General features: G+C 51.5%; 23 protein-coding genes. 12 read left to right on the forward strand and 11 right to left on the reverse strand.

Annotated elements, in window-relative coordinates; translation table 11 throughout:
- Positions 1-26 precede the first annotated feature (26 nt).
- On the forward strand, positions 27-650 hold the full coding sequence (locus ACTZWV_RS07480) for a DUF1287 domain-containing protein (protein WP_444785944.1): 624 nt from the start codon (positions 27-29) through the stop codon (positions 648-650).
- Between the two features lie 4 nt (positions 651-654).
- Here the strand turns inward: ACTZWV_RS07480 and ACTZWV_RS07485 are convergent, their stop codons facing one another.
- The 3 genes from ACTZWV_RS07485 to ACTZWV_RS07495 form a co-directional block, all read right to left on the reverse strand.
- Entirely contained in the window at positions 655-1,299 is a 645-nt protein-coding gene (locus tag ACTZWV_RS07485) for a DsbA family oxidoreductase (RefSeq protein ID WP_444785945.1), read from the reverse strand.
- Entirely contained in the window at positions 1,296-1,916 is a 621-nt protein-coding gene (locus ACTZWV_RS07490) for a thiol:disulfide interchange protein DsbA/DsbL (protein ID WP_444785946.1), read from the reverse strand. The genes ACTZWV_RS07485 and ACTZWV_RS07490 overlap by 4 nt, the downstream gene beginning before the upstream one ends.
- An 82-nt stretch (positions 1,917-1,998) precedes the next feature.
- Positions 1,999-2,868, reverse strand: coding sequence for a LysR substrate-binding domain-containing protein (locus tag ACTZWV_RS07495; protein ID WP_444785947.1), 870 nt, complete (start codon positions 2,866-2,868; stop codon positions 1,999-2,001).
- A 282-nt stretch (positions 2,869-3,150) separates the two neighbouring features.
- On the opposite strand from ACTZWV_RS07495, the gene ACTZWV_RS07500 reads away from it, so the two are divergent.
- From ACTZWV_RS07500 to ACTZWV_RS07510, 3 genes are all read left to right on the forward strand, one after another.
- Positions 3,151-4,260, forward strand: coding sequence for an S-(hydroxymethyl)glutathione dehydrogenase/class III alcohol dehydrogenase (locus ACTZWV_RS07500; protein WP_444786277.1), 1,110 nt, complete (start codon positions 3,151-3,153; stop codon positions 4,258-4,260).
- A gap of 150 nt (positions 4,261-4,410) precedes the next feature.
- Positions 4,411-5,271, forward strand: coding sequence for an S-formylglutathione hydrolase (gene fghA, locus ACTZWV_RS07505; RefSeq protein ID WP_444785948.1), 861 nt, complete (start codon positions 4,411-4,413; stop codon positions 5,269-5,271).
- Between the two features lie 206 nt (positions 5,272-5,477).
- The gene (locus ACTZWV_RS07510) at positions 5,478-5,891 is read left to right on the forward strand and encodes an HIT family protein (protein ID WP_444785949.1); all 414 of its coding nucleotides are present in this window, start codon (positions 5,478-5,480) and stop codon (positions 5,889-5,891) included.
- Between the two features lie 36 nt (positions 5,892-5,927).
- Here ACTZWV_RS07510 and ACTZWV_RS07515 read toward each other — a convergent pair whose 3' ends face one another.
- Complete coding sequence (locus ACTZWV_RS07515; protein WP_444785950.1) at positions 5,928-6,317, reverse strand: VOC family protein; 390 nt, start codon at positions 6,315-6,317, stop codon at positions 5,928-5,930.
- A 158-nt stretch (positions 6,318-6,475) separates the two neighbouring features.
- On the opposite strand from ACTZWV_RS07515, the gene ACTZWV_RS07520 reads away from it, so the two are divergent.
- From ACTZWV_RS07520 to ACTZWV_RS07555, 8 genes are all read left to right on the forward strand, one after another.
- The gene (locus tag ACTZWV_RS07520; protein ID WP_444785951.1) at positions 6,476-8,449 is read left to right on the forward strand and encodes a bifunctional metallophosphatase/5'-nucleotidase; all 1,974 of its coding nucleotides are present in this window, start codon (positions 6,476-6,478) and stop codon (positions 8,447-8,449) included.
- 173 nt (positions 8,450-8,622) lie between these two features.
- Positions 8,623-8,958 (forward strand): hypothetical protein, encoded by a 336-nt coding sequence (locus ACTZWV_RS07525; protein ID WP_444785952.1) that lies wholly within the window; start codon positions 8,623-8,625, stop codon positions 8,956-8,958.
- A complete protein-coding gene (locus tag ACTZWV_RS07530; protein WP_444785953.1) occupies positions 8,955-10,010 on the forward strand; it encodes an OmpA family protein in 1,056 nt (351 codons plus the stop codon). Before ACTZWV_RS07525 ends, ACTZWV_RS07530 begins: the two co-directional genes overlap by 4 nt.
- Before the next feature lie 164 nt (positions 10,011-10,174).
- Positions 10,175-10,804 carry a response regulator gene (locus ACTZWV_RS07535; protein ID WP_444785954.1) on the forward strand — a complete coding sequence of 210 codons (630 nt, stop codon included), beginning with the start codon at positions 10,175-10,177 and terminating at the stop codon, positions 10,802-10,804.
- Positions 10,801-14,355, forward strand: a complete 3,555-nt coding sequence (locus ACTZWV_RS07540; protein ID WP_444785955.1) for a response regulator — start codon at positions 10,801-10,803, stop codon at positions 14,353-14,355. The genes ACTZWV_RS07535 and ACTZWV_RS07540 overlap by 4 nt, the downstream gene beginning before the upstream one ends.
- 51 nt (positions 14,356-14,406) lie before the next feature.
- Positions 14,407-15,591, forward strand: a complete 1,185-nt coding sequence (locus tag ACTZWV_RS07545; protein ID WP_444785956.1) for an EAL domain-containing response regulator — start codon at positions 14,407-14,409, stop codon at positions 15,589-15,591.
- Positions 15,592-15,851: 260 nt separating this feature from the next.
- A complete protein-coding gene (locus tag ACTZWV_RS07550; protein ID WP_444785957.1) occupies positions 15,852-17,114 on the forward strand; it encodes a DUF5666 domain-containing protein in 1,263 nt (420 codons plus the stop codon).
- Positions 17,115-17,422: 308 nt separating this feature from the next.
- A complete protein-coding gene (locus ACTZWV_RS07555; protein ID WP_444785958.1) occupies positions 17,423-17,935 on the forward strand; it encodes a hypothetical protein in 513 nt (170 codons plus the stop codon).
- Between the two features lie 69 nt (positions 17,936-18,004).
- Here the strand turns inward: ACTZWV_RS07555 and ACTZWV_RS07560 are convergent, their stop codons facing one another.
- From ACTZWV_RS07560 to ACTZWV_RS07590, 7 genes are all read right to left on the reverse strand, one after another.
- Entirely contained in the window at positions 18,005-18,547 is a 543-nt protein-coding gene (locus ACTZWV_RS07560; RefSeq protein ID WP_444785959.1) for a hypothetical protein, read from the reverse strand.
- A gap of 12 nt (positions 18,548-18,559) precedes the next feature.
- Positions 18,560-18,970: a hypothetical protein gene (locus ACTZWV_RS07565; protein ID WP_444785960.1), complete on the reverse strand. Its 411-nt coding sequence runs from the start codon at positions 18,968-18,970 to the stop codon at positions 18,560-18,562.
- Positions 18,955-19,398, reverse strand: coding sequence for a hypothetical protein (locus ACTZWV_RS07570; protein WP_444785961.1), 444 nt, complete (start codon positions 19,396-19,398; stop codon positions 18,955-18,957). The genes ACTZWV_RS07565 and ACTZWV_RS07570 overlap by 16 nt, the downstream gene beginning before the upstream one ends.
- 532 nt (positions 19,399-19,930) lie before the next feature.
- On the reverse strand, positions 19,931-21,178 hold the full coding sequence (locus tag ACTZWV_RS07575) for a hypothetical protein (RefSeq protein ID WP_444785962.1): 1,248 nt from the start codon (positions 21,176-21,178) through the stop codon (positions 19,931-19,933).
- Between the two features lie 52 nt (positions 21,179-21,230).
- Complete coding sequence (locus tag ACTZWV_RS07580; RefSeq protein WP_444785963.1) at positions 21,231-23,747, reverse strand: CS1-pili formation C-terminal domain-containing protein; 2,517 nt, start codon at positions 23,745-23,747, stop codon at positions 21,231-21,233.
- A gap of 120 nt (positions 23,748-23,867) precedes the next feature.
- Positions 23,868-24,344 carry a CS1 type fimbrial major subunit gene (locus ACTZWV_RS07585; protein WP_444785964.1) on the reverse strand — a complete coding sequence of 159 codons (477 nt, stop codon included), beginning with the start codon at positions 24,342-24,344 and terminating at the stop codon, positions 23,868-23,870.
- Positions 24,345-24,383: 39 nt separating this feature from the next.
- The gene (locus tag ACTZWV_RS07590) at positions 24,384-25,163 is read right to left on the reverse strand and encodes a hypothetical protein (RefSeq protein WP_444785965.1); all 780 of its coding nucleotides are present in this window, start codon (positions 25,161-25,163) and stop codon (positions 24,384-24,386) included.
- Between the last annotated feature and the right edge of the window lie 292 nt (positions 25,164-25,455).

A 25,455-nucleotide genomic window follows, 5' to 3' on the forward strand; every position in this document is an offset into this window, starting at 1 on the left:
TTTGTTGGCATTGCAAGGAGCCGTTTATGCCGTTTTTCGTGTTACCCCGTTTAGTAAAACCAACTTTAGTGTTAGCGCTGTGGTTATTGCCACAGCACAGCCAGGCAGAAACCTTTAGCAACAAACTGGTGGCGGCGGCACTGGAGCGCACTGAGCAGCAGGTGCGTTATGATGGCCGCTATTTGCGTATTGCTTATCCTAATGGTGATGTACCCGCTGATATAGGTGTTTGCACTGATGTGGTGATCCGCAGTTACCGCGCGCTGGGCATCGATTTACAGCAACTGGTGCATGAGGATATGCGTGCTGATTTTGACTTATATCCGTCAAAACGGATTTGGGGTTTAACCAAGCCTGACAGCAATATAGACCATCGACGCGTACCTAACCTGCAAACCTTTTTCAGCCGTCATGGTGAGCAGTTAGCGTTAAGCCGGCAAGGCAGTGATTATCAGCCTGGTGATCTGGTTACCTGGCTGTTGCCGGGTAATTTGCCACATATAGGGATAGTGACAGATAAACGTTCAGCTGACGGCCAACGGCCGTTGATAGTGCATAATATCGGCGCCGGGCCGGTGCTGGCCGATATGTTATTTGCCTATAAAATTACCGGCCATTACCGCTTTACGCCAGGCACTGATCTTCAATAGCCGCTTAAGCCATTTCTGCGGCAATTTGCTGCAGGCTGGCGGCCAACTGAGCCGGCTCCTGCGCGCCGGAGATCAGATAACGGTTATTGATAATAAATGCCGGTACCGATGAAATGCCGGCCTGTTGATAGTTAGCAATATCTTCAGTTACGCTATCGGCATAGTCATCACCAGCTAAAATACGTTGTGCTTCGGTTTTGTCCAGCCCGGCCTGTTCGGCGCAGTTGGCTAACACCTCTGCATTGGACACATCTTTGGCCTCACCAAAATAGGCAGCAAACAAGGCCAGCTTCATCGCGGTGGCTTTATTCTGTGTGGCTGCCCATTTCACCAGCCGGTGCGCATCAAAGGTATTGCAGGTGAAACGCTGCTGCATCTTAGTAAAATTAAGCCCTAAATCTGCTGCTATTTGCATCATACTGGCTTGGGCTGCGCGCATTTCATCTTCGCTGCGGCCATATTTTCGGCTCAGCGCCGGCAGAATGGGCTCTTGCGGCGCGTTTTTATCCGGGTTCAGCTCAAACGCATGCCACTCCAGCTCTGTTTTCAATTCCGGTAGGGTATTAAGCGCTTGTTGCAGCCTGGCGTAACCGATAGCACACCAGGGGCAGGCGATATCTGAAACCAAATCAATTTTCAGTGTTGTCATTCTACTGCCGCTCCTTGCTCCAAGGTCAGTAAGTAATTAACCAGCGCATTAAACTGCTGTTGGGATGATATGGCGCTGATTTTTACCAGGTATTTATCGTTAACGATAAAGCCGGGCACCGAGCGGATACCGGCATCAAGGATGGCCTGGTCGTATTGCGTAACCAGGCTGTTTACCGGCATGCTGTTAAAGTTGGCGTCAAATTGTTCTGCGTTAACACCCAGCTGATTAAATAATTGCTTTAAGCCATTACGGTTTTGCGGCGGTTTACGCTGCTGATGAATTTGCGCAAACAGCGCAGTTGAAAACTGCTCCGCTACCTTTAATGTTTCGGCCATTGCATGGGCGCGCTGTACGTCCGGCGCCAAAGGTCCGCCATGAAAGGCTACCGGCACTTTTTGCAAGGTTACCCCCTCAGGCAGCGCCTGCTTTAACTCTGCAACTATCGGCTCAAAGTTATAGCAAAACGGGCAGTAGTAAGAAAAATACTCTACTACGCCTGGCGTGTCCGAGACGGCAGTATCCAATGTTTGGTAATGCTCACCGTCTTTAAAACTGTCATTGGCGTAGCTAACGCTGGCCAGCAGCAGGGTAAAAGCACAAAGCAGGTATTTCATAGTGATCCCAAAGTTATAGTTAATGCTAAAACGCTATCACAGCATAGATTTTGTACCAAGCCACCTTGCTGTGAAAACCTGATTAATTAAGCTTAGCGGCGAGGTAATCTACCAATACCCGCACTTTGGCCGACAAATGCCGGTTTTGCGGATAAATAGCCCAGATACCATCATCCGGCTGGCGCAGCTCGTTCAGTACCGCCACCAACTCACCGCTTTGCAGTTTATCGCTGACATAATAATCCGGTAGCTGCACCAGCCCGAGGCCTTTTAATGCTGCGTCCATTAGCGCCACACCGCTGTTACAGACAATACGGCCCTGTGGCTTAAACTGCACCAATTTGCCCTGCTGCATAAAGCGCCACTGCGCTACCGTACCGGTTAAACACTGGAGCTGCGTAAGATCTGTCAGGTTTTGCGGTATGCCGTTCCTGGCCAAATAAGCCGGTGAGGCCACCACATACTGGGTGCGGCTTGCCAGCTTGCGCGCTATCAGGCTTGAACTTTCCAGCGTACCTAACCGGATGGCTAAATCAAAGCCGCCCTGAACTAAATCCAGTTTGTTATTTGTCAGCTGTAAATCCAGTTCGGTGTCGGGGTATTGTTGCATAAAATCATGCAGCAGCGGCGCTATGCGGGTTTCGCCGTAAAACACCGGCGCGGTAAGTTTAATCTGGCCGCGTGGCGTGGCTTTTAAATTCGCCAAAGTACGGTTAGCTTCTTCCAAACTGGCAACCAAATGCCGGCAGTGCTGTAAGTACAGTAAGCCTTCTTCGGTTAAGCTGACACTGCGCGTACTGCGATACAGCAGTTTTATCGCCAAACTGGCTTCAAGTTCGGCAATATTGCGGCTAACCTGGGCCACCGAAATGCCTAATTGCTTTGCGGCTTTGGTAAAGCTTTGCAGCTCTGCTACCGCGACAAATTCGCTGATGCCGGTCCAGTGTTTCACTAAGCCCTCTGCTCCGTCAACAGGCTGCTTGCGTTACAACACCCGCCCTGGCTCGCCACAGCAACTCGCCCTAATGCCTACGGCAGGGCTCAGACACTCTGTGGCGACCAGAACGGGGTTCTAACCGCAGCCTTCCGTTCGGTTAATTGTTTCACATTTGAAAAACTGATTTGCATTTTAGAGCTATTCATACTGATATGGCAAAAATAAAAATCAGGTTACACTTGCTGGTAACAGATTTTTTCCTGTGCAAACAACAAAAAGGATAAATTGATGCAAATGATCAAAACACGCGCCGCGGTTGCCTGGGGCCCTGGCCAGCCATTATCGATTGAAGAAGTGGATTTAATGCCACCGCAAAAAGGCGAAGTGTTGGTAAAGATTATTGCCACCGGCGTGTGCCACACCGATGCGTTTACTTTATCGGGTGAAGACCCTGAGGGCATCTTCCCGGCCATTTTAGGCCACGAAGGCGGTGGCATAGTCGAAGCAGTGGGCGAGGGCGTAACTTCGGTGGCGGTGGGCGACCATGTTATTCCGCTTTACACACCAGAATGCGGTAAATGTAAGTTCTGTTTATCCGGTAAAACCAACCTGTGCCAGGCAATTCGCGCTACTCAGGGCAAAGGTTTAATGCCGGATGGCACCAGCCGTTTTTCCAAAGACGGCAAGCCGATTTATCACTATATGGGCACCTCTACCTTTTCTGAGTACACCGTACTGCCGGAAATTTCACTGGCCAAAATTAACAAAGCAGCGCCGCTGGAAAAAGTGTGTCTGCTCGGCTGCGGCGTTACCACCGGTATGGGCGCGGTAATGAACACCGCCAAGGTAAAAGAGGGCGATACGGTTGCTGTATTTGGCCTGGGTGGTATTGGTTTATCTGCCATTATTGGCGCGGTAATGGCAAAAGCCAGCCGGATTATTGCTATTGATATTAATGAGAGTAAGTTTGACATTGCCAAAAAGCTTGGCGCAACGGATGTGGTTAATCCGAAAAACTTTGCTAAGCCCATTCAGGACGTGATCGTTGAAATGACTGATGGTGGTGTAGATTTCTCGTTTGAGTGTATCGGCAATGTCAATGTGATGCGCTCGGCGCTGGAGTGCTGCCATAAAGGCTGGGGCGAGTCGGTCATTATTGGTGTAGCCGGTGCCGGCCAGGAAATTTCTACCCGGCCATTTCAGCTGGTTACCGGCCGCGTTTGGCGCGGTACGGCTTTTGGTGGCGTAAAAGGTCGCACTGAGTTGCCGGATTATGTTGAACGTTACTTAAACGGTGAGTTTGAGCTGGATACTTTTATTACCCATACCATGCCGTTGGAACGGATCAATGAAGCTTTTGATTTGATGCATGAGGGTAAGTCTATCCGCACGGTAATTCATTTTTAATTTAAGATCGGTTGAGTCAGGACGGATTACAACACCCGCCCTGGCTCGCCACAGCAACTCGCCCTACTGCCTACGGCAGGGCTCAGACACTCTGTGGCGACCAGAACGGGGTTCTAATCCTCTCTATCGGACATCTGAAGGACACCCATTATGACGGCATCCGGGACAAAGAAATTAACCAAAGCCAGTGAACAGCTCTGCTTTGGTGGCAAACAAATTCGTTTTACCCATGCATCCACTGTGCTGAACTGCGATATGCAGTTCTCGGTGTTTTTACCGCCACAGGCCGAAACACAAGCTGTGCCTGCACTGTATTGGTTGTCGGGTTTAACCTGTACGGATGAAAACTTTTCTGCCAAAGCCGGCGCCCAGCGTATTGCTGCCGAATTGGGTATAGCACTGATTATGCCGGATACCAGTCCGCGCGGCGATGGCGTGCCGGACGATGCAGATGGCGCCTACGATTTTGGCCTGGGCGCAGGCTTCTATGTTAACGCCACGCACGAGCCGTTCGCTAAGCATTACCGCATGTACGACTATATTGTCAGCGAGTTGCCGCAGCTGTTGGAAGCTGAGCTGCCGCTGTCGGATAAACGCGCTATCAGTGGCCACTCTATGGGCGGGCATGGCGCTTTAGTGATTGGCTTGCGTAACCCTGCACGTTATAGCAGCATGTCGGCATTTTCACCGATTTGTAACCCGGTAAATTGCCCTTGGGGTATTAAAGCTTTTAGTGGCTATTTAGGCGATGATAAAAGCCAATGGCAGCAATATGATGCATCTTTGCTGCTAATTCGCGCGAAAAACCCGCTGCCACTATTGGTTGATCAAGGTACAGCAGATAATTTTTACCCGCAGCAACTGCGCACTGAAAGCTTAATTGCAGCGGCTAAGCAAAGCGGTGCGAAAGCCGATATTCGTATGCAAGCAGGCTATGACCACAGCTACTACTTTATCGCCAGCTTTATTGAACAGCATCTGCGTTTTCATGCACGGTATTTGCGCAGTTAAAACGCTTTGCTGCAACACCCGCCTTGGCTCGCCACAGCAACTCGCCCTACTGCCTGCGGCAGGGCTCAGACACTCTGTGGCGACCAAAACGGGGTTCCAGCCCGCGTTTGCGTACTAATCTGTTCCGTCAAAAGCTGGTTTAATATCGTCAAGTACTGGCATAATCGGCTAAGTTTGCTGTATTGGCCCGCATTAAGGAGAACTGCATGAGCTACGATAACAACAATATTTTTGCCAAAATTCTGCGCGACGAAATTCCCGGCTTTAAAGTGTATGAAGATGACTACAGCCTGGCTTTTATGGACATTATGCCGCAGGCCGACGGCCATACGCTGGTGATCCCCAAGTTTGCTGCCGAAACCCTGCTGGACATTCCGGCGGATGAGCTTACCCACACCATGACCACAGTGCAAAAAGTGATGTCGGCGCTTAAATCTACGCTGGGCGTTGAAGGGGTAGTGCTGCTGCAGTTAAACGGTACAGCAGCGGGGCAAACCGTGCCGCATTTGCATTTTCATCTTATTCCGGAGCATTTAAGCAAATTATCCGGCCATGGTGCGGCGATGGGTGATATGGAAAAAATAAAAGCCCTGGCAGAGAAAATCAGCGCCGCGCTTTAATGTTGTCAGCCGGCAAATAAACAGCCGCCGGCTTAATTAACTGCGCCGTTGCAGTAAATCCCACTTATTGCCGTATAAGTCTTCAAACACCACGACAGTAGCATAAGTTTCCTGGCGTGGTGCCTCGTGAAATATCACACCGGCCTGTTGCATCGCATTGTAATCATGCCAAAAATCATCGGTTTGCAAAAACAGCCATACCCGGCCACCGGCCTGATCGCCCACAGCTAAGCGCTGTTTTTCATTGCCGGCTTTGGCCAATAACAAAGCCGTGCCGCTGTTATGTTTTGGCGCAACCTGAACCCAACGCTTACCGCCACCCAAAGCGGTATCTTCCAGTAAATCAAAGCCGAGTTTGCCGGTGTAAAAGGCAATAGCCTCGTCGTAGTCTGCTACCAGCAGGGCCACACTTGCGATAGCCGCCATAAATAAACCTCGTCTGTTCTTGTTGCCGGCGATCCTGCCAGCCGCTGCGCAGATAAACAAGCTGCAACTGCGGTTTTTCACTTGAGCTTGCTGCAGTTTGTGCTTAAGGTAGCGGCCTGTATCCGTATTTCTTGCTCCGCAACCCGGGTTTGCCGTTTATGCGATTTGTCTCTTCAATGCTTGTCTCTGCACTGCTATTGGTTGGCTGTGGTTCAGTGCCGCCGGCACAACCTGGCTTAAGTTTAAGCCTTATTCATATTAACGATACCCACTCGCAGTTTGATGCCAGCCCGGCCAGCGTTAAAGATGCCGCCGGCAAGCCGCTGTACAGCTATATTGGCGGCCATCCGCGCTTGTTAACCCAAGCGCAGCAACTGCGTGCCCAAGCGGCGCAAGAAGGCGTACCGGCGCTGTTTTTACACGGCGGTGATGCTTTTAAAGGCAGTGCTTATTTTGAGCTGTTTGAGCAGCGCATTAATATTGATGTGTTAAACCGGATGAATATCGATGCCATGGCGCTGGGCAACCATGAGTTTGATATAGGTTTAACCAAGCTGGCCGACTTTGTCGATAAAGTAAACTTTCCGCTGTTGGCCGCCAATATTGATACAGCCGCTGAGCCGTTGTTGGTAAATAGCCAAAACCTGAAACCTTACAGCTTATTTGTACTGGATAACAACCAACTAAAGCCGCTAGCCAGTGTTGATGCAGCAGCCGGGCGTGAACTGGTGGCGGTGTTTGGCCTGGCGCTGCAGGATATGCGCGCCATAGTACCCGATACCGGTGCTGTAGTGTTTAACAATGAAATACAAAGTGCACAGCAAACCGTAGATGCGTTAACAGCACTGGGTGTTAAGCATATTATCGCGCTGACGCATTTGGGCCATCAGCGCGATCTGGCGCTGGCCGGGGCAGTTAATGGTATCGATGCCATCGTCGGCGGCCATTCGCATAGCCTGTTGGGCGATTTTCGCCACTGGTACTTAGGCAACCAGCGGCCTTATGCCGAAATGGTGACTAACCCGGATGGCAAAGGCCAAACCTGCGTAGTGCAAGCCGGACAGTTTGCTCAAGCCGTCGGCCAGGCGCGGCTGCAGTTTAACTCTGCCGGTGAGCTGCTAAGTTGCGCCGGGCAGAATACCTTACTGGCAAGCACGGATTATTTCAGCTCTGCACTGCGCGATAAATCAAGCCGCATCAGCGCAGATAAGCAAGCACAGACTGAGCGCTATATAGCCGGCCTGCCGCGCACGGCCATTGTGGCAGAAGATAAAGCGCTGCGCAGTTTGCTGGATACAACATACTTACCGGCCGTGCAACAGGCCTATGGCAAAGTAATAAGCACCACTGACGCTGAAATACCTCATGTACGGCTGCCGGGCTCTGGTGGCAGCAACAGCCATGGCTCAGTGTTGGCAGGCCATGTTGCCGACGCTCTGTTGCACTACGTTAACCGCACTGAGGTGCAAAGCCTGATGAAACGCCCGGTGCAACTGGCGCTGATTGGCGCCGGTAATATCCGTGCGGCGTTGCCGGCCGGTGAAGTGCGCGAGGGCAATATCCGTCTGGAAGTACTGCCGTTTGACACACCGCTTAGCGTACTCAGTGTCAGTGGCGCTGATTTACGCGCGCTGCTGAGCGATATTATCAGCCAGTCGGTGGTAACCGGTGCTCACACCGGCAAGTTTCCTTATGTCAGTGGTATACGTTATGTGGCACAGCAAACCGGACCTGCTACCGCAGAACTAACCAGGCTGGATATAAAACAGGAAGGACGCTGGCAAGCGGTTGAGCCGCAACAACGTTATAGCCTGGTTACTACCAGTTACCTGGCCGATGGCAACGACGGCTGGCAGCTGTTGCAGCAATTACAGGCCGCACACAGCAACCGGCTGGATATTATTTTGCGCCAGCAGCAAGTGGCGCTGTATCCGGTAACGCGGGTTGAGGCCACACAAGACAGCAGCGGCACTCAATCTTTCAGCGCCCGTTATCACAATGTGGCGGCATTGCCGTGCAAAACCGACGGCGTAGATTGCAAAGTGGCCGCACAAGCGTTTATCGAGTATTTACGCACTAACCCGGCGCTGTGGCAACAACAGCGCGAGCCAACGGTAACGCTGCAACGATAAAAGTCAGACAAATTGCAGCCCGACAGCCACAACAACGGCTCCGGCAAGCGATGCCATGCGGGCTGTAAGTTAGGTTGGAAGCAGACGAAACCGATAATCTGTTTGTTTCGGCTGCCCTTACACAAGGTTGTTAAATCAGAGTTATCTGATTGGTTGGGAAAAGCCCGGTGTTTATGCTGGCTAATATCTGGCAATTACCTGGTATCCTGATCATGCAACATAAAACCGCAGTGTTGGAGCTGCATCAATTTAATGGCAATGTCATTGTCAGTATTCCTGACAGCGTGCTCAATGCGATGGGATTGGTGGTTGGCTCTAAGTTGTCCGTCGCGGTACAAGACGGCAATCTTATTATGTCAATGCAGTTGGCGGCAGGGCAGCATAAAGCAGCGCCTAATCATAGCCGTTCCAAAACAACTCAGTTAACGGAAGAAGAGCGGTTATGGCTGCGTAACGCCATTTTCGATGCTCCGGCCGTATCAGCTTCGCAGGTAAAATCCGCATTATGAAATCGCTTAGCAGTATCAGTACTATCGCTATCAGTACTATGGTTTTTTCTGTTGTTTTAACCGGTAATGCATTGGCGGCAGATGAGCCGCAATGGGCCGTCGGCGCCAAAGTGCTGTCGGCCGATAAAACCCGTTGCCAGCCGCTGCAGGCTGATTGTGATGGCTTGCACCATGGTATTGGCGTGTTCGCCGAATATGACAGCCGACAGCTATGGTCGGTCGAGACATCGTATTTTCAGCTGTGGGATGTTATTCAGCCTGAGCCGTTATCAGCACGCAGTCATCTGCGGGCTATAGATGTCAGTGCTAAAATACACTGGCGTCTTGGCAGTGAAGCCTCACTGTATGCTAAAGCAGGAGCCATGCGCTGGTTTGCCCCAAGCCTGGTAAACACCGCTATTGATGACAATCAATATAACAAGCGCGGCTGGGCACCAGTGTTGGGTGCCGGTATGGCGTTTTATTTTGCTGATAACCTCAGTGCCAGGCTGGAGTACCAGTGGAGCCCCAATCTTAAACTGAGCAGCAATACAGAGTTTGACTTACATCTGCTGTCGGCAGGACTGAGTTACCGCTTTGGTGCCACGCCGCCGTCACGTTCAAATTCTGCTGCTCCGCAGCCTGGCGGGCAAAAACCTGTTGCTTTACATGTTACAACGCCAGTGCAAACACAAGTTGCAGCAGCAACCGAAGCAGCGCAAACAGCGCCGGCGAATCTTATTGCTCTGAGCATTCAATTCGCAACTAACGCCGCAACGGCACTAACGCCGGCAGAGCCTGTGCTGGCCGATATTATCCGCCAACTGCAACAACAACCCGGCGCCAGGCTGAGGATAACAGGCCACGCTGACGCTACCGGCCCTGCAGCTCATAATATGGCGTTGTCTGCACAGCGGGCGAAAAGTATTGCCGATGTATTGCTCCGCGCCGGAATCGCCCCACAGCAGCTTGATATCAGCTGGGCCGGTGACACGCTGCCGGTAGCGAATAACAAAACTGCCGCTGGCCGGCAGTTAAACCGCAGGGTTGATATTTATCTGAAGCAACCATAAATATCGTGTGTTTTAAATTGTAACCACGGCGCAGTTTATACTGTCGGCGTGGTTTTGCTTATTTGCTTTTTGTAAATCCCGTGTTTATGATGCAGCCCTTCCTGTTTGTTTATCTTAAACTAACATTTATGCTACGGCGTTATTGGTATTAAGGGATTTGCGTAATGGATCCATTTTCCGCAATGATAGTAGATGATCATCCGTTTTTACGGATGGCGGTTAGAAAATTACTGGAACAAAAAGGATATAACGTTATTGCCGAGGCTGATAATGGCATTGATGCTATTAAAATTTTACGCAATCAGCCATGTGACATTATGGTACTGGATCTGGATATACCCCAGCTAAGCGGGCTGGAAGTGATGAAGCGGGTTACCGCCAGCCACCCGGCCACCAAAATTCTGGTTCTGACAGCCCAAACTCCGGCGCTGTATGCTGTGCGCTGTGCAGAAGCCGGCGCGGCAGGCATTTTGGGCAAGCATGAAGAATTAGAGAATCTGGCCGAGGCGGTAAAAATGATTCTGCGCGGCTATCGTTTTTTTCCGCAAACAGATGCCCGCGGTAATCTGGCCGCTGAAGTGATGTCAGAAACTGAACTGCTAAACAGCCTGACAAACCGCGAACTTCAGGTGTTAAGGGCATTGTGTCAGGGGCAGGCGAATATCGATATAGCAGACGCGATGGCCATTAGCTACAAAACAGTCAGTACGCATAAAGCCAATATCATGGATAAGCTTGGGCTTAACTCTTTGCTTGAACTGATTGAATTTGCCAGACGAAATCAATTGTTATGAGGCAATATCTGCTGTGTGTGATGTTGCTGTGGTTCAGTGGGCTATTACATGCAGACGTTGTACAGCTGTTTTCCCGTAGCAGTACGGATAATATCGTCGTAACGCTGGCAGAAGCAGAGCAGCACTGGTTGTCGCAAAAGCAGGCCCTGGTATTTGGCGTCATAGCAAAAGACAATCCACCTTTTGCCATGATTAATAACAACGATGAATACGAAGGTATCACCGCAGATTATCTGGGGTTAATCAGCTTTGCTACCCGGTTACCCATCAAAATAAACACCTATCCGTCCAAAGCCGCGTTAACGGCAGCTCTGCTGGCCGGCGAGATTGATTTTTTCAGTTATTCCGGCCAGCACGATCTATACGCCCCCGATGTGGTAAGCAGCATAGCTTACGCTGATGATATTCCCGTAGTAGTGCAGCCTAAGCAACAACAGAACCCGCCCGCTGCCGGGCTTAAAATTGCTTATTCGGAGCATTATCTGGATGGCACATTATTACAACAGCATTTTCAGCAACCGGTGTTAATGCCTTACTCCAGCCCGCAGGAGGCCATTGAAGCTACGGCGTTCGGGCAGGCTGATTTATATATCGGTAATATTATTACCGCGCATTATCTGCTGCATATTAACCACTTACAGGATTTGGAAATTGCCAATTTTACCCCGTTGGCTTCGGGCGAGTTTAATTTCTATGTCAATAGCAAGGCGCCTTTACTGCTCAGCAGTATTAATAAAATTTTGCAACATATCAGCTTTAAGCGGCAGAAAATTCTGCAACGCTGGAGTGCCGGCCGCACCATTTATATGCTGGAAAACCCCTTGGTATTTTCAGCGCAGGAGCAACAGTTCCTGGCCGCTAATCCCCGGTTAAATCTGGTGATTATGCCGCAAAATGCGCCTTTTTTGTATGCCGATAAGCAAGGCCATTACACCGGTCTGGTGCAGGACTTTCTTGCGATTGTATCGTCACGCACCGGGCTGGATTTCAATATTGTCGAAGCAAATTCCCTACAGGATATGCTGGCGATGTTACAAGATGGCCGCGCTGATTTAGCCGCGACGCTGGCGCCCACCGAAGGACGGCAACAGCAGTTACTGTTTACCCGGCCTTTTTTTGTCACCTCTTATGTACTGGTTAACCGTCTGGATAAACCTGCTACGTTATCGCTGAATGATCTTAACGCTAAAACCCTGGCGATATTAAATGGCCACGCCACCCAGCGCTATATTGAGCTGACTTATCCGGATATAAAATTGCTTAAAGTGGATAATGTGGCCCAGGCGTACGATGCGCTGTTAAGTGGCCAGGCAGATGCCATGGTAAACGACTTATTCTCGGCCCGTTATTACCTGCAGCGTTATTTCAGCGAACAACTACGTATTACCAGCAGTTTTAAGCCGGCGCATTCACGTTTTACGCTCTCGATGCCACACCGGCATGCCATGTTGCACAGTATTCTGGATAAAACCATTATCAGTATTCCGCCGGAAAAGTTGGCTCAATTGTCGCTGCAATGGGGCAGGCGGGCAGAAGAAAGCCCGATTAGCTGGAAAAACTATCAAACGGAAATTCAGATAGCTTCCGTGCTGGCTGCAGTGTTAATCAGCGGTTTTATGTTGTGGAACTTTATCCTCAGAAAACAAATTGTGGCGCGCCGCCAGGTTGAACAGGCATTACAGGAACAGCTGAAATTTGTCCGTGTTTTGATAGACAGCACACCTTACCCTATTTATGTCCGCGATAATCAGCAAGGGCGCTTGCTGCTGTGTAATCAGGCTTATTTAAACTTTTTTAATGTAACCGCAGCGCAGGTAACGGGTAAAACCCTGGCTGAATCGAATATGCTTAATACTGCTGATACCGATAGATACCAGAACCTGTACAAGGAAGCCGCACAAAGCAGTAGCGGCCTGTTTGCCGATCGCAATATTCAGGTTGGTGAGCAACTATACCGCGTATATCACTGGACGGTACCGCACCATAACGTTAACGGTGAACTGGTTGGGGTTATCGGCGGCTGGATCGATATCAGTGAACGCCAGCGTTTACTTGATGCTGTACAGGCGGCCAAAGATGAAGCTGAACAGGCCAGTAAAGCAAAAAGTGCCTTTTTGGCCACCATGAGCCATGAAATCCGCACGCCACTGCATGCTGTTATAGGTACACTGGAGCTGGCCAAACATAAAGCCGAAACCGGCCAATGGGATTTTGAAGCCATAGACATTGCTTATGACTCAGCCCAGGGGTTAAAAGAGCTGATCGGCGATATTCTTGATATTGCCAAAATAGAAGCCGGCAAACTAGAACTGTATAACCAAAGCTGCAATCTGGCAGATGAAACCCAGCGCGTTTATAAGGTATTTATCGGCGTTGCCAGGCAAAAAGGCTTGTACCTGAAGCTGGATATTGCACCGCAGCTGCAGCAGTTGCGGGTTATGTCAGATCCCGGCCGGGTCAGGCAGGTGCTGGCAAATTTACTGAGTAACGCGGTTAAGTTCACCGCCAGCGGCGGCATCACATTAAGCTTACAGCTGCTGGCGCAAACCAACGACCAGCTTAGCGTGCGGCTGAGCGTAGAAGATACCGGTGTGGGTATTGCAGAGCACGAGCTGGCTAAGCTGATGCAGCCGTTTTCCCAGACGGCTTCAGCGCAGGCGGTGGCAGTGCGGGGAACCGGGCTGGGCCTGAGTATTTGTCGTGCTATTGTTCAGTTGATGCAAGGTGATATTACTATCGACAGTACACAAGGCCAGGGCACTAGTGTCAGTGTAACGCTTAGTCTGACCATGGCAGCCGCTGTTAGCGGCGATGACACCGGTGCGGCTATCAGCCTGTTACCAACTGACATTAATGTGGCACCGTTACGGCTGCTGGTGGTGGATGATCATGACGTAAACCGTATGTTGTTAGCGCGTCAGCTTAGCTACTTATCGCATCAGGTGTGGCAGGCCGCTGACGGCCGGCAGGCACTGCAGCTGTTGCAACAGGTAACGGTTGATGTGGTTATTACCGACTGCAATATGCCGGTAATGGACGGCTACCAGCTGGTTCGGCAAATCCGTCAAAGCCAGCAACTATGCCAGTTGCCGGTGTTGGGGCTTACCGCCAGTGCCGAGCAGCAAGACCGTAACCGTTGTATCGATGCCGGCATGAATGACTGTTTGTTTAAGCCGGTTAGCATGGCACAATTGCAGCAAGCCTTAATGCCTTATGTTAGTGCGGATAACGCGGTATTCTCGTTACAAAAGCTGCATAAGCTGGCACAGGGTGACAGCGATTTCGCCCGTGAAATGTTAACTGAAATGTGTAAGAGCAATGTTGCCGACAGTACCGCACTAACACAGGCCATACAGCTGGATGATGCAGACAGCATTGCCCGGCTGGCACATAAAATTAAAGGTGCTATGTTGTTAATTGATGCCACAGTGCTGGTGCAGCTTTGTATCAGCATAGAACAGGCCGTGGCAGCCGATCGTATAGCATTGGGCCGGCAGTTGCTTATGGCACTGGATAATTTTAATCAACAGGCAAAGGCGCAGCTTAGCTAACCGGTTTGGTTGGTTATTGCACCCGGTAAGGTGCGCAGCAAGGAGCATTGGATGCAGAATTTAAACATACTGATCGTGGAAGATTGCACCATACAGCGGTTATACGCCAGCCGTTTATTACATCAGTTGCAAGTCAGTGCCATCAGTTACGCCGCTAATGGTGAGCAAGCATTAAAACAGGCGCGGCTGCAGCGTTTTGACGTCATGCTGGTTGATTTGGAAATGGGTGTTATGGACGGCGTTGAATTGTTGCGCCATATTGCCCGCGCCGGCTTGTGCCACAATATCATTATCGCCAGCTCAAAAGATCCCTTGTTATTAACCAGTGTGGCGACCATGGCCGAGGCCGATGGTTTGCGTGTACTGGGCACCATAGCCAAGCCGGTTAATATTGATTTGTTGGCGTTATGTTTACTGCGTATTCAACAACGCTGGCGCGATCAAAGTCCGGCTCAGGCCGCGACAAAGGTGGTTAGTGCCGATATGCTGGAAGCGGCATTGGCGACAAATCAGCTGTATCTGATGTACCAGCCTATCGTTGCCACCGCAGATCGGAGCTTGATGGCGGCAGAAGTACTGGCCAGATGGCAACATCCGCAATTGGGTTTTATCAGCCCGGACATCTTTATTGAAGCAGCAGAGCGTTACAACCTGATAGACGCCTTAACCTTGGTGGTACTGCGCCAGGCCTTGCAGCAGCGGCAGCAGTGGGCTGAGCAGGGCGCGGATATTCGGCTGGCGGTTAATATTTCGCCGTTATCATTACCTAACCCGGATTTTATGCAGCAGTTGCTGCAACTGCTGCGGCAGTACGGCGCAACGTCAACAGACATTATTTGGGAAGTCACCGAAAGTGCCAATCTGACCGACTTAGCCGCCAGCATTCACAGCATGGCATCATTGCGGCTGCAAGGTTTTGATATTGCTATCGACGATTACGGTACCGGTTTTGCTAATGCGCAACAGCTGTCACGTATCCCGGCCACGCGGTTAAAAATTGACCGCAGCCTGGTAGATAAAATCTCGGAGCGGCCACAGCAAAAACTGATTCTGGAAAACACTGTGCAGTTAGGCCGCCGGCTGGGTTTAATTCTGGTCGCTGAAGGAGTTGAAACTGAGCAGGATTTTGCCGTGCTGGCCGCAATGGGCATAGAGTTGTTACAAGGCTATCTGTTTGCCAAACCAATGACAGCCGCCGACTTTAGCCAATGGTTACCCCATAATCAGCACGTCTGAGGTAAAAAAACACGGCGCAGCAAACTGGTGTCAGCTTGTGTGCCGTGAAATGAAACGCAACATCAACAGTAATAACATCCTAAACTCAGCAAAAGTTTAAAACGCCTTTATCCTATCCCTGCACCGTACACGGTGAAATCAGAGTAGTCTGATATTGATTTTTACCCGTTGCTTTAAAGTTGTTACGACACTAAGTGATAAGTGCCTGCTACGCGGCAAGCATTTATTAGTCGTAATTAATCTACGGGATAAATAAATCTATGTTTCGTAAACAACGTAGGCTTAACTGGCTACTGGTACTGTCGGCGTCGTTACTGCTTAGTGCCTGCGAAGTAGGGCTGTTACCGGACGACAAAGACGAGCCACTGCCGGACAGCATTATCGGCATGATCAAGAGCAATAACGGCAGCAGCATAACAGTTAATGATTATACGGTAGCGCTAACTGGTGTAACGGTCAGTTATGGCAGCGACGCGGTATCCGTAGCAACCTTAGTGCCCGGTATGAACGTGCGGATGCAAACTCAGGCCAACAAGGTTACCCATATCAATCTTGATCCGACATTCGCCGGCGAAGTGTCAGCGCTGTCGGCCGGCAGTATTAATATCGGCGCCGTTAAGGTGTTGTACCATACGGCAGGCACCGGCATAAGCAGCGGTGATTTTGTTCTTGTCAGTACCACGCCATCCACGTCATTAACGCCGGTGGCGTCAGCGGTGCTGAAGTTTGATGTGCGGCCGGTTTTTGATGAAATTGAAGGCCGGATCAGCGCGCTGGATATCACTCAGCAACAATTTAGCCTGCATAATATCCGTGTGGATTACAGTGCGGCCAATGCTCAAACGTTAAAAAACGGCCAATGGGTTGAAGTACTGGGGCGTTACCGCGGCCAGCATTTTAGCGCCAGTGAAGTTGTTATTCAGGACAGTGCCGGCCAGGGCGACACTGAAATTGCCGGCATGGTCAGCTGGGTTAATCAAAGCCAGACTATTTTTGAGCTTAACGGCCGCCAACTGTTTAACGTTACTGCTGACACCCGCTTTGACGATGGCACACAGCAGCAGCTTAGCGCCGGGCGTTTTGTAGAGGTCACGGTACGCCGGGTTAATGGCCAGCCGTTGTTATTGGAGGTCGATTTCGATGATGACACACCTCCGACAGACGCTAAGCCGCAGCAGTTTACGTTATCCGGTGTTGCTACTTACCAGAATAACCAACTAAGCATAAACGGTTATCAGTTTGTCACTGACCGGTATACCCAACTGGAAGACCGCTTAAGCTATGACATGTTGGACGGCACTAATATTGAACTCGAAGGTGTGCTGCGTGATGGCGAATATCTGGTAAGAGAGATTGACCGCGCCGGTAACGAGCCGGAAATGGACGTTGAAGGCCTGGTCGAGGCTAACAAGATCTGGGGTTATGAGGCGGCCGATACATCATTACAGCCCTATAACGGCTTGTGGGTTGAATTAGACTGTTACTTTGACGGCGTGCGGTTATCACAATGCCGGCGCGATTAACATAGCTCAGTAAACCGGCTGCCAACAGGCAGCCCGTTTGCATTTTAACATTCCGATTGATCTGATGTCGTTTGCTCGCCGGTAACCAAGAGGTGAATATAACACCATGATAAAAACAAATTATTTATTGTGGCGTAGCTTTGCTATCAACACTGCCGCAGAGCTGACCGCTGGTACTGGAATAAGTTTTAGTTGATAAGTTTTAATTGTTTATTTTGTGTTTTACTTTTGCTTCTGAATTGTTGACTGTTGTGGTTTTTACTCTACAGTTACTTCTCACGTCTTCAGCCTATCTTATTGGAGTAGCTATGTCAGAGCCTTATTTAGCCCCGCGGGCCTTAAAACGATTCAGTAGCCCCCTTGGTAAATCTATTGAACTTTTACCGTCAAAACAAAATGTTGTACAAGCAGTTATTGATGGCAAGGCATTTAACGCCATAACCACCGGGGGAAAATACGAGTATGCAGAAGAAGACGGCAGATTAAAAAGGCAATCCTGGGGTATAGCGCCGCTGGATGCCGACGCTGTTGATTTAGCGGTAATTTGGCTTCAACTTGACGTTGAGGCGCATCAGGACGGACAGGAATACGACCTGGCAGCCCCGGACTGTCCGGTGGTCTGCGCTTTTACCGACAAATACAGTGAGAATCTGGTATATGCAGCATTTGCCGGTACAGTTAAATTTCATCACAATATAGAAACAAAGGTTTTAAAAGGGCATTTTTCTTTTGCAGTGGTAACACCGGGAGAAGATACCATACCGGTACGTCATCTTATTGAAGACGGCCATTTATATATAGGCCCTAGGTCCGAGGAATAGCCGCAGTGAAAGACCCGGTGTCAGACATTCGCTGCCGCTGAGCCGGGTAGCTTATAAATGATAACTGCTTCATGGCAGCGGTGCAGCGTCTGCTGCCACTTCATCATTACCCGGCACCAGTTTGTAAAATACCCCGTCCCATGGCAGCCAGGCTTCGTTACTGTTACTGATCAGCAGCGTGGCACCCGGTTCGGCCCACGGCTCGCCACCACATAACGTCTGTTGCACCGTTAAGGCCTGGCCGGATATTTTCTGCATCGCCGACATGGATAAATGAAACTCGCGCGCCAGATAGGGTATTTTATCCACCGCAGTACGGTGGTATGTCGGGTTTGTACAGCGCTGTTCCAGCGCCTGCGCATAGGACAGGCCAAAACGCAGGCTTTTACCGTGCCAGCGTTCAGCCTGCTGTGAGTTAATAGCGCTTACCCCCGGCACATAGTGCCCGGCCACAGTCCAAATGGTGGTGGTATTATTTATACCGGCGTCAGCCGGCACGGGTTCAGTGCTGTTACAGGCGCTAAGGCTGCAGCAGCCCGCCAGCAACGCCACTGCAGGGAATAACCCGGTACGTAGCAACATAGCACGTAGCGACACAGCACGTAGCAACATAATGGCTCCTTATCAGTAAATTATCTGATCGGCGGCCACAAACGACAGCACAGTGCTACCCGCCGGGTGCTCCAGTTGCAGTGTTAACACCGTCTCAGTTAGCTGCAAAATGTCGGCGCTATAGCGAATACCCTGTTCAATCAGGTAAAGCCGGCCTTGGGTACATAGCCATTGCTCAATCGCCGGGCTGGCAACATCAGATGCCAGTAACATAGTGCCATTAGCCAGAAATATCCGTAGCGCTCCGGGCTCTGCTTCCTTTGATGTCTGTAACCAAACGCGGTTAGCCAGGGCGCTGTTACTACAGCAGGGCAACCCGGCTTGTTGCGGAGTATCAGTAACTGCCGTTGACGGCTCTGCCGCCGATACAGCTATGGCTGCCAGCAGCGCCATTGGCCAGCCATACATTAATTGTCGTAACATTTTGCCTCCGCTAAGCTATGGCTTATTGCACGGGCCGGGTTATTAAAGCTTGTTATAACGGGTGCTGCGGCCACATATCGTACTAACACCGCCGGGTTTAACCTGACACCACTGCCCGGGTTAATAAGCAACAGCCCGCCAAGACCCTGTTTGCTGAGCAGGCGCCGCACCTGCTGCAATAACTGATGGTAACTGTCGCCGGGGTTCGGCTGAGGCCGGTCAAACCATATTTTGTGCTGCAGGGCGCCCTTGGCAGTGGTACCCAGGATTAAACAGGCAAACAAGCGCTTTTGTGGCTCTGTTAGGCGGATCAGGCAGCGGCGCGACGGCACCGTTAAATAGTTTTGCACACAATTAACGGTAAGCATACCGTGATAATGCAACTGCTGACGCTCGGTCAGCTGTTGCCAGTATTGTTCCAGGTTCATTCGCGGCGTTCCGGTTGCGTTGGCTAAAAAGCCCGGGAAACCCCAGCGTAAAATCAAATAGCTCCGGCGTATATCGGATAAGTCTGAAAAGGCAAGTGGGCGGGCTGGCGCAAAAAAAAGCGGCACATCCCCCTCAACAAGGTAATGCCGCTGTAAAAGGTACCAGCCCCAATCTGAGAAATGGCGGTATACCCAACAGGGTGCTTAACTTAAGGACAAGTTAACATTGAGCAGTATAACGCTTGCTATTGCCGGCGCTATCAGAGTGGTCTGATTTTGCGCCGCCAGGCAGAAGGGCCCGCAGATGCAGATAAAAACGCACTTATCTGCGCAGCACAGTGGCTGGTTTGGATGATGTATAAAAAAAGCGGCACTGCCCCTACAACAAGGCCGTGCCGCTAACAGGTGTAACGCCTAATCTGAGGGAAGACGGCGCTATACCTGAATGTTTAACGGAGAGGTTAAACTACAGCCAGTATAACGCCGGTGGTTGCCGGCACCATCAGAGAACTCTGATTTATAGCGCCAACCGCTATAACGCGGCATCAAATACCACGGTAACATTACCCTGGTAAGTACTGCCGGCCCGGCTTAGCATTTGCTCTACATCGGTTTGTAACACATCAAAATGCAGCTGCGCGCGTTTACCAAATACGGCCTGCACGCTGTGGTAGCTGCTGGCTGCGGCGCTGCTTATGGGTAGCAGTTCACGGCTTACCGTGCTGCCACTGCTGTTTTGTATACCGGGTGGCAGGGTGAGCGCTACCTGCAGCGGTACCTCGTGGTTATCGGCATTATTACGCAGCATACAGCGGCTGCCATTACTGTACTGGCAGTTAACATGCACTTTAAACGGGCCGGAGCTGTGCACGTTAAACGGCTGGTTACGGTACAGCCTGGCCGGGGTTACGCCTTTATGCAGGTAATCGTTCCAGCCGTTGGGCGGCTGCAGTACGGCGCGGTCGCTGCCCGGAGGAAAATCCAGCTGAAAATCATGCTCTACTGTTAACACAAAGTTGATATTGAGCACAGAATCGGAATAATCGCCATCACCAAGATCCAGCTCCTGGCCGGCACCCACACTAAAACTTACCTGGCCGGTATACTCGCCATTGGGCAGCGTTAACGGGTTGGGGGTGAGCAGTTTATAGCCCATCATCAGGCTGCGAATTAGATAATTCGGGTCGTGTTCATCATTTCTAAGGGGGATAGAATTGCACTCGCCGCCACTACTTTGGCTGCTGTCCGTAATTGCCCAGGTGTAGCCGGAGCTTATAGACCCCGCGCTGCCCCAGGCCAGTCGTTGGCCGTTACTGCATTGGGCACCACTATTCTCGGGAATATGGAAATTGTAGTTAATTACGTCGTTCAAACTAGCCGGACCATGATAGATTGCTCCAATAGCAGCGAATTTGAAAAGCACGTCAAAGTTTGCACCACTGCCGGCGTGGACCAGGTTAACGGTGCGCTGACCGGGAAAGCGATGAAATAACCGGTTACGTACAGAGTCATCTTTAATCAGAAGGCGATTACGCACCTCTATCGGCAGTAGAGTCGGCTGCTCATCCCCTTGAAGCCCGCAGAAAACCGGATGTGTAGTGCAGGGCGTGGTATTGATAAATTTATTATTGCCAGGGTTAAGTACTGACGGTTTAAATTCGGCGCTAACGGTAGTATCTACCGCCTGTGCCGGCAGAGCGGCGGCTAAGCCAAGTAAGCCGGCAAGATACCAGCCGGCAAGGTAGCCGGGGGTATAAGTTGTGTTGCTGTTGGTTAACATAAAATTCCTTAGCATATTCGTTAGCAGTGGCGGCGGTGTAATCAGCCGGCGGTTAATTCGGTGCACTGGCATTGCTTAAGCTGGCCGCAGTGGCCGGCGGCTGTTGCTGCGCCAGGCTGGCGTCGCACTGTAAGTCACCCACCAGTAAGGTGTCGTTTTCGCGCTGGTGTTGTGCCGGGTTAAGCGTTAGCGCGCATAGCGGGCGGCCTTTGTGCTGTACGTCCAGCGTGGGGCTGCTTTCGCTCATTTCTACGGCAAAAAAGCCACTGGCTTCGGTTACGCTGCGGCTGGCGTGGTTAATTACCTGGTGGCCGCTTAACGGCTGGCCATCGCTACCCAGCAGGCGGCCCAGCACGGTAACGGTTTTCATAACCCGTATTTGCCGGTAGGCTACGCCACCACGGTTTAAATGGTAGCTGCTCATGGCCGGCTGAATAGCAAGCGCATGGGCTTCGTTGTCGGCAAAGTCAAACTGTACCGTGCCGGCTTTATACGGGTTAACGGCAATAAAATTGCGCCCGGGTTGCAGTGTAGTACTAAAGCCGGCCGGGTCGTCGGCACGCAGCTGCAGCTGTTCTACGTCAGATTCAACATCAATAATTAACCCGGCTTCGGCGTGGGTGCTCTCGCCGCTGGCGGCAATATGCTTATCGCCTATCGCCACTGTGCTTTGCAGGTTAAGGCCGCCGCTGATTTGGTGGTTGTACGACGATTGCTGCGCATAGGCATCACCCTGTAACACGCTGTTGCTAAAGCCGGTATTGCCGGCCAGGCTTACGCCGTAGCGGTCGGCACTGACAGTGCCGGCCAGGTTGCGTACCAGGCCTTCGTCATAGTACTGCTGCCAGTTCAGGCTGGCGTTATGGTCGCGGTTGCCATCGCGCGCGGTGCGGCTGCCAATGCTGGCGGCCACGCGCTGGTTTTTACCGCCCAGGTTAATGTTCAGGTTAAGCTCTATACCATGGTTACGCTGGCTGCCACTGCTGATACTGGCCGGACGGTCAAATACCGATAAGCGCCAGGTGGCGTCAGAGCCGGCCAGGCTGCCGTTATGCAGCCAACTTAAGTCAACGCCTGTACCATTGTTATTGCCCCGGGCGTTGCTTAACCGCATGGATACGCTGTTGTGGTAACTTAACCGTTGCTGCCAGGCAATGGCGCTTTGCTGGTTCTTGCCGCTGTAGCTGCCATAGTCGGTAGTAATATCCAGCCAGCTGCGGTTATGGCTAAGCAGCAGATCGCCATTGGTATAGCGGTAGATATACTGCAGATCGATGCCGGTATTGAGGTTGGCGCTATGGTACAGGTTGGTATACAGGCTGCTGCGGCTGTTCAGCTGCCAGTCCAGCGAGCTGCCGTACTGCATAGTGCCGTCTATGCGCTGGCCCGACAGGCCTAAAATGGCGCGTGGGTGCAGCAGGTAGTTCAGCATAACGCCGGCGCTTAACTCACCGTCTGCGTTATTATGCCAGTTATTCAGCAGCCGGCTCTGGCGGCCTAAATACAGGTTGTAGCGCCAGCGCTGTTCGGTGTTGTGCCAGTTGGTGGGTTTGTAAACAAACTCTTCGCTGCGCGAGGTTACTACGCCGTCTTCTATCAGCCGTACTTCTACCGGGTAAATACCGCCCGGCAGGCCACGGGTATCCAGCGTGTGCAGGCCGGGTTGCACGCTTTGGCTGTACAGCAAAACGCCGTTGCGGTGTATTTCAACCATCGCCGGGCGGTTGGCGGTAACATAAATCGGCGTGGCGCTTGGTGTGGCCCGGCTAACGGCCAGGCTGTCAGAGCTACCTATCATCACTCCCAGGGTGCTGTCCGGTGCGCCGCCACGGCTTTGCGGTTGGCGAATAATGCCTTGCGCCGAGGGGGTAAAATAACCGGCGCGGAAAAAACTGCCTTCCAGCTCGCGCTGAGCATACAAATAGGGCATGGCATAGCGTAGCGACTGGTCGTGCTCACCGGTTTCGGTCAGTTGCAGGCTGCTCATGCCGGTCCAGTTGCCCAGGCTGCCGAGTATTTCTGCATTATAGTTACCGGTAAGCTGCTGCCCGCTATGGCTGACATTGAGCTGGTTGCGCAACATTACGCCGTTGCTGGCTTGCTGTGGCAGGTGGTGAAATTTGGCCTGTGCCGGGTTTTGTTCGGCGTTATGGGTAACAATACTCAGCTGCGAGTTTTCCAGGCTGTAATGCAGCGCCAGCAAATTGGCCGGGCAGGCATGGTCGCAGCGGCCCAGCGGCCGGCTTTGACTAAGTATGCCGGCCCAGCGCTGTTGTTCGGCACTGCTGTAGCTAATGTCATCGCTGGCGGTAAAGTTTAACAGCTGTATTTGTTCGTCGGTTGACAGCGTAATCATGGCTTCGCCCAGCAACTTGCCATCCAGCTCTACCCGTACCGCCAGCGGCACGTCAAAAAAATGGCCGGCAAATTCTGCCGGCATGCCCGCGGCCTGCGCCAGTAAAGATCGCTGGGCAGGGGGCGGTGTTTGTGCCTGCACCGTGGCGGTAAGTGCCAGACTAAGGCAAAGGTGTAACACAGTGTTTTTAAATGGAAGTTTGCTTATCATCATGGCTACTCTGACCGGGTGTTCTGCACCGATATTTTCTGCAAGTAATGCAGGTGTATATAATTCACAGCCCGGCTGGCCGGGCTGTGAGGGGTTACAGTGACAGCGTATTGCTGCCGGCTATTATGGATCCGGAGTTTCAAACACCATGCTGATAATGCCGGTGTAGCTACCCGGTTCAAAACCGCCGGTTGGTGCTGTTTCAGGAACAATCTGGAAGTTAACGCGGTCGCCGGCCGCGGCTTCAGTGGCAGCCAGTACCACGCCAGAGGTGGTGCTAAGGGCTACGCCGTTAACATTAATGGTTAAGTCGATACGGTCTGAACCGCTGATAATATTAGGCGAGCCTAACAAATGGGCGGAGATAGCGCCGCTGGTGCTTCTCATATCCAGCTGCCGTGTAACACTGTTCAGCTGACCGGTGGCGCTGTTGTAACCCAGGTCTTGCGGGTCGTTCATCCAGTTACCACCAGCCGGTGTTACATAAAAGGCTTCAGTAGGCACAGTGGCAGTAACCGTTACCTGGTGCTCAATCGGCTCGGCCAGGGCAGCAGATGACATTAACAACGCCAGGGCGGATAGGGTAAGTTTGTGTTTCATAATGTAACTCCTAGTGGATAGTTTAATGGGGTGTTGCAATTACTTATCAATGGTGAACTTTTTGCTGTTGTTACCTTCAATAAGCTCAAAACGGTAGGCACGACCTGCCGCTTTGGTAAAATCGCGCCGGCTGTTGGGCCGCACGTGATATTTGGTTGCCACTTCGCACTGCAGGCCGTCGGCCTGGCAGTCTCTAAAGGCATCCAGCACTATGGTGCTGTTGCCGTGGTTGTGTACGCTGAATTGGTTGTCTTGTTGCTCCAGCCGGGTGTCGTAATGCACGCTGGCCGGGCGAATAAACACCACACTGCCAAAGCCGGACAAAACATTTACACCGGCCTGTAATGTGGCTTGGTATTGTTCGGCATCGGCGGTAGACACATTAAAGCCGTCGTCTTTTTCCGGCAGTACCGGAATAAACCGCACGCGAAAATAACGCTCTTTGTCGCGCTGGCCTAAATACAGCAGGCGGCTGGCCTGCATGCCGCTGGCCGGCACTATTAACCGCGCCGGGCTGGCAATTAAGGTGTTGGCGTTAGCCGTGTTAAGTGGCATAACGTCCGGGTTAGCCACCTCAGTGGAATTGCCGTTGTCGTCATAAACTATTTCGCTTACGGTTACTTTAACAAAAGCGGTACTGTCGCCGCTGTTACGCACCCGCTTTAACAGCGTGCTTTTATTGCCCTGCATATAGTCGTACAACGAACCTATATGGATACTGGGGCCGGCAGCATAAACCGGACTGCTGCAGGCCGTTGCCAACAGCGACATGCCAAGCCAGCCTTTTAGCGTGTGTTTGCTAACTGTATGTTTGCGCATGAGTTTTCTCCGCTCGTTGCTTTGTTTATCTGTTCAATCGCTGTTGCCGGTGTTTAATGCCGCCACTGTCAGCCCAGGCTGTTGTGCCCGGCTGTTTATGCCGGCTGCACCGTAATTCAGGGCCGCATTATGGCGTTATCGCCTTGGGGGGGGGATCGGCATGCTCTGAATCAGGGGTCAGAGTTGTCCTATAATGCCGGGTGCTTAACCTTTAGCCCTTAACCCTTAACCCCGTGCTATGGCAGTAGCGGGTTCAGGCTTGTGGCTGTGCATCCGGGCTGTGGATCAGAGT

It is taken from the genome of Rheinheimera sp. NSM, assembly GCF_052380015.1.
Classification (GTDB): domain Bacteria; phylum Pseudomonadota; class Gammaproteobacteria; order Enterobacterales; family Alteromonadaceae; genus Alishewanella.

Excerpts from the sequence above, each read along its gene's own strand:
- ACTZWV_RS07480 (WP_444785944.1), top strand. The coding sequence starts at position 27 with ATGCCGTTTTTCGTGTTACCCCGTTTAGTAAAACCAACTTTAGTGTTA.
- ACTZWV_RS07485 (WP_444785945.1), bottom strand. The coding sequence starts at position 1,299 with ATGACAACACTGAAAATTGATTTGGTTTCAGATATCGCCTGCCCCTGG.
- ACTZWV_RS07490 (WP_444785946.1), bottom strand. The coding sequence starts at position 1,916 with ATGAAATACCTGCTTTGTGCTTTTACCCTGCTGCTGGCCAGCGTTAGC.
- fghA (WP_444785948.1), top strand. The coding sequence starts at position 4,411 with ATGACGGCATCCGGGACAAAGAAATTAACCAAAGCCAGTGAACAGCTC.
- ACTZWV_RS07510 (WP_444785949.1), top strand. The coding sequence starts at position 5,478 with ATGAGCTACGATAACAACAATATTTTTGCCAAAATTCTGCGCGACGAA.
- ACTZWV_RS07515 (WP_444785950.1), bottom strand. The coding sequence starts at position 6,317 with ATGGCGGCTATCGCAAGTGTGGCCCTGCTGGTAGCAGACTACGACGAG.
- ACTZWV_RS07520 (WP_444785951.1), top strand. The coding sequence starts at position 6,476 with ATGCGATTTGTCTCTTCAATGCTTGTCTCTGCACTGCTATTGGTTGGC.
- ACTZWV_RS07525 (WP_444785952.1), top strand. The coding sequence starts at position 8,623 with ATGCTGGCTAATATCTGGCAATTACCTGGTATCCTGATCATGCAACAT.
- ACTZWV_RS07530 (WP_444785953.1), top strand. The coding sequence starts at position 8,955 with ATGAAATCGCTTAGCAGTATCAGTACTATCGCTATCAGTACTATGGTT.
- ACTZWV_RS07535 (WP_444785954.1), top strand. The coding sequence starts at position 10,175 with ATGGATCCATTTTCCGCAATGATAGTAGATGATCATCCGTTTTTACGG.
- ACTZWV_RS07540 (WP_444785955.1), top strand. The coding sequence starts at position 10,801 with ATGAGGCAATATCTGCTGTGTGTGATGTTGCTGTGGTTCAGTGGGCTA.
- ACTZWV_RS07545 (WP_444785956.1), top strand. The coding sequence starts at position 14,407 with ATGCAGAATTTAAACATACTGATCGTGGAAGATTGCACCATACAGCGG.
- ACTZWV_RS07550 (WP_444785957.1), top strand. The coding sequence starts at position 15,852 with ATGTTTCGTAAACAACGTAGGCTTAACTGGCTACTGGTACTGTCGGCG.
- ACTZWV_RS07555 (WP_444785958.1), top strand. The coding sequence starts at position 17,423 with ATGTCAGAGCCTTATTTAGCCCCGCGGGCCTTAAAACGATTCAGTAGC.
- ACTZWV_RS07560 (WP_444785959.1), bottom strand. The coding sequence starts at position 18,547 with ATGTTGCTACGTGCTGTGTCGCTACGTGCTATGTTGCTACGTACCGGG.
- ACTZWV_RS07565 (WP_444785960.1), bottom strand. The coding sequence starts at position 18,970 with ATGTTACGACAATTAATGTATGGCTGGCCAATGGCGCTGCTGGCAGCC.
- ACTZWV_RS07570 (WP_444785961.1), bottom strand. The coding sequence starts at position 19,398 with ATGAACCTGGAACAATACTGGCAACAGCTGACCGAGCGTCAGCAGTTG.
- ACTZWV_RS07575 (WP_444785962.1), bottom strand. The coding sequence starts at position 21,178 with ATGTTAACCAACAGCAACACAACTTATACCCCCGGCTACCTTGCCGGC.
- ACTZWV_RS07580 (WP_444785963.1), bottom strand. The coding sequence starts at position 23,747 with ATGATGATAAGCAAACTTCCATTTAAAAACACTGTGTTACACCTTTGC.
- ACTZWV_RS07585 (WP_444785964.1), bottom strand. The coding sequence starts at position 24,344 with ATGAAACACAAACTTACCCTATCCGCCCTGGCGTTGTTAATGTCATCT.
- ACTZWV_RS07590 (WP_444785965.1), bottom strand. The coding sequence starts at position 25,163 with ATGCGCAAACATACAGTTAGCAAACACACGCTAAAAGGCTGGCTTGGC.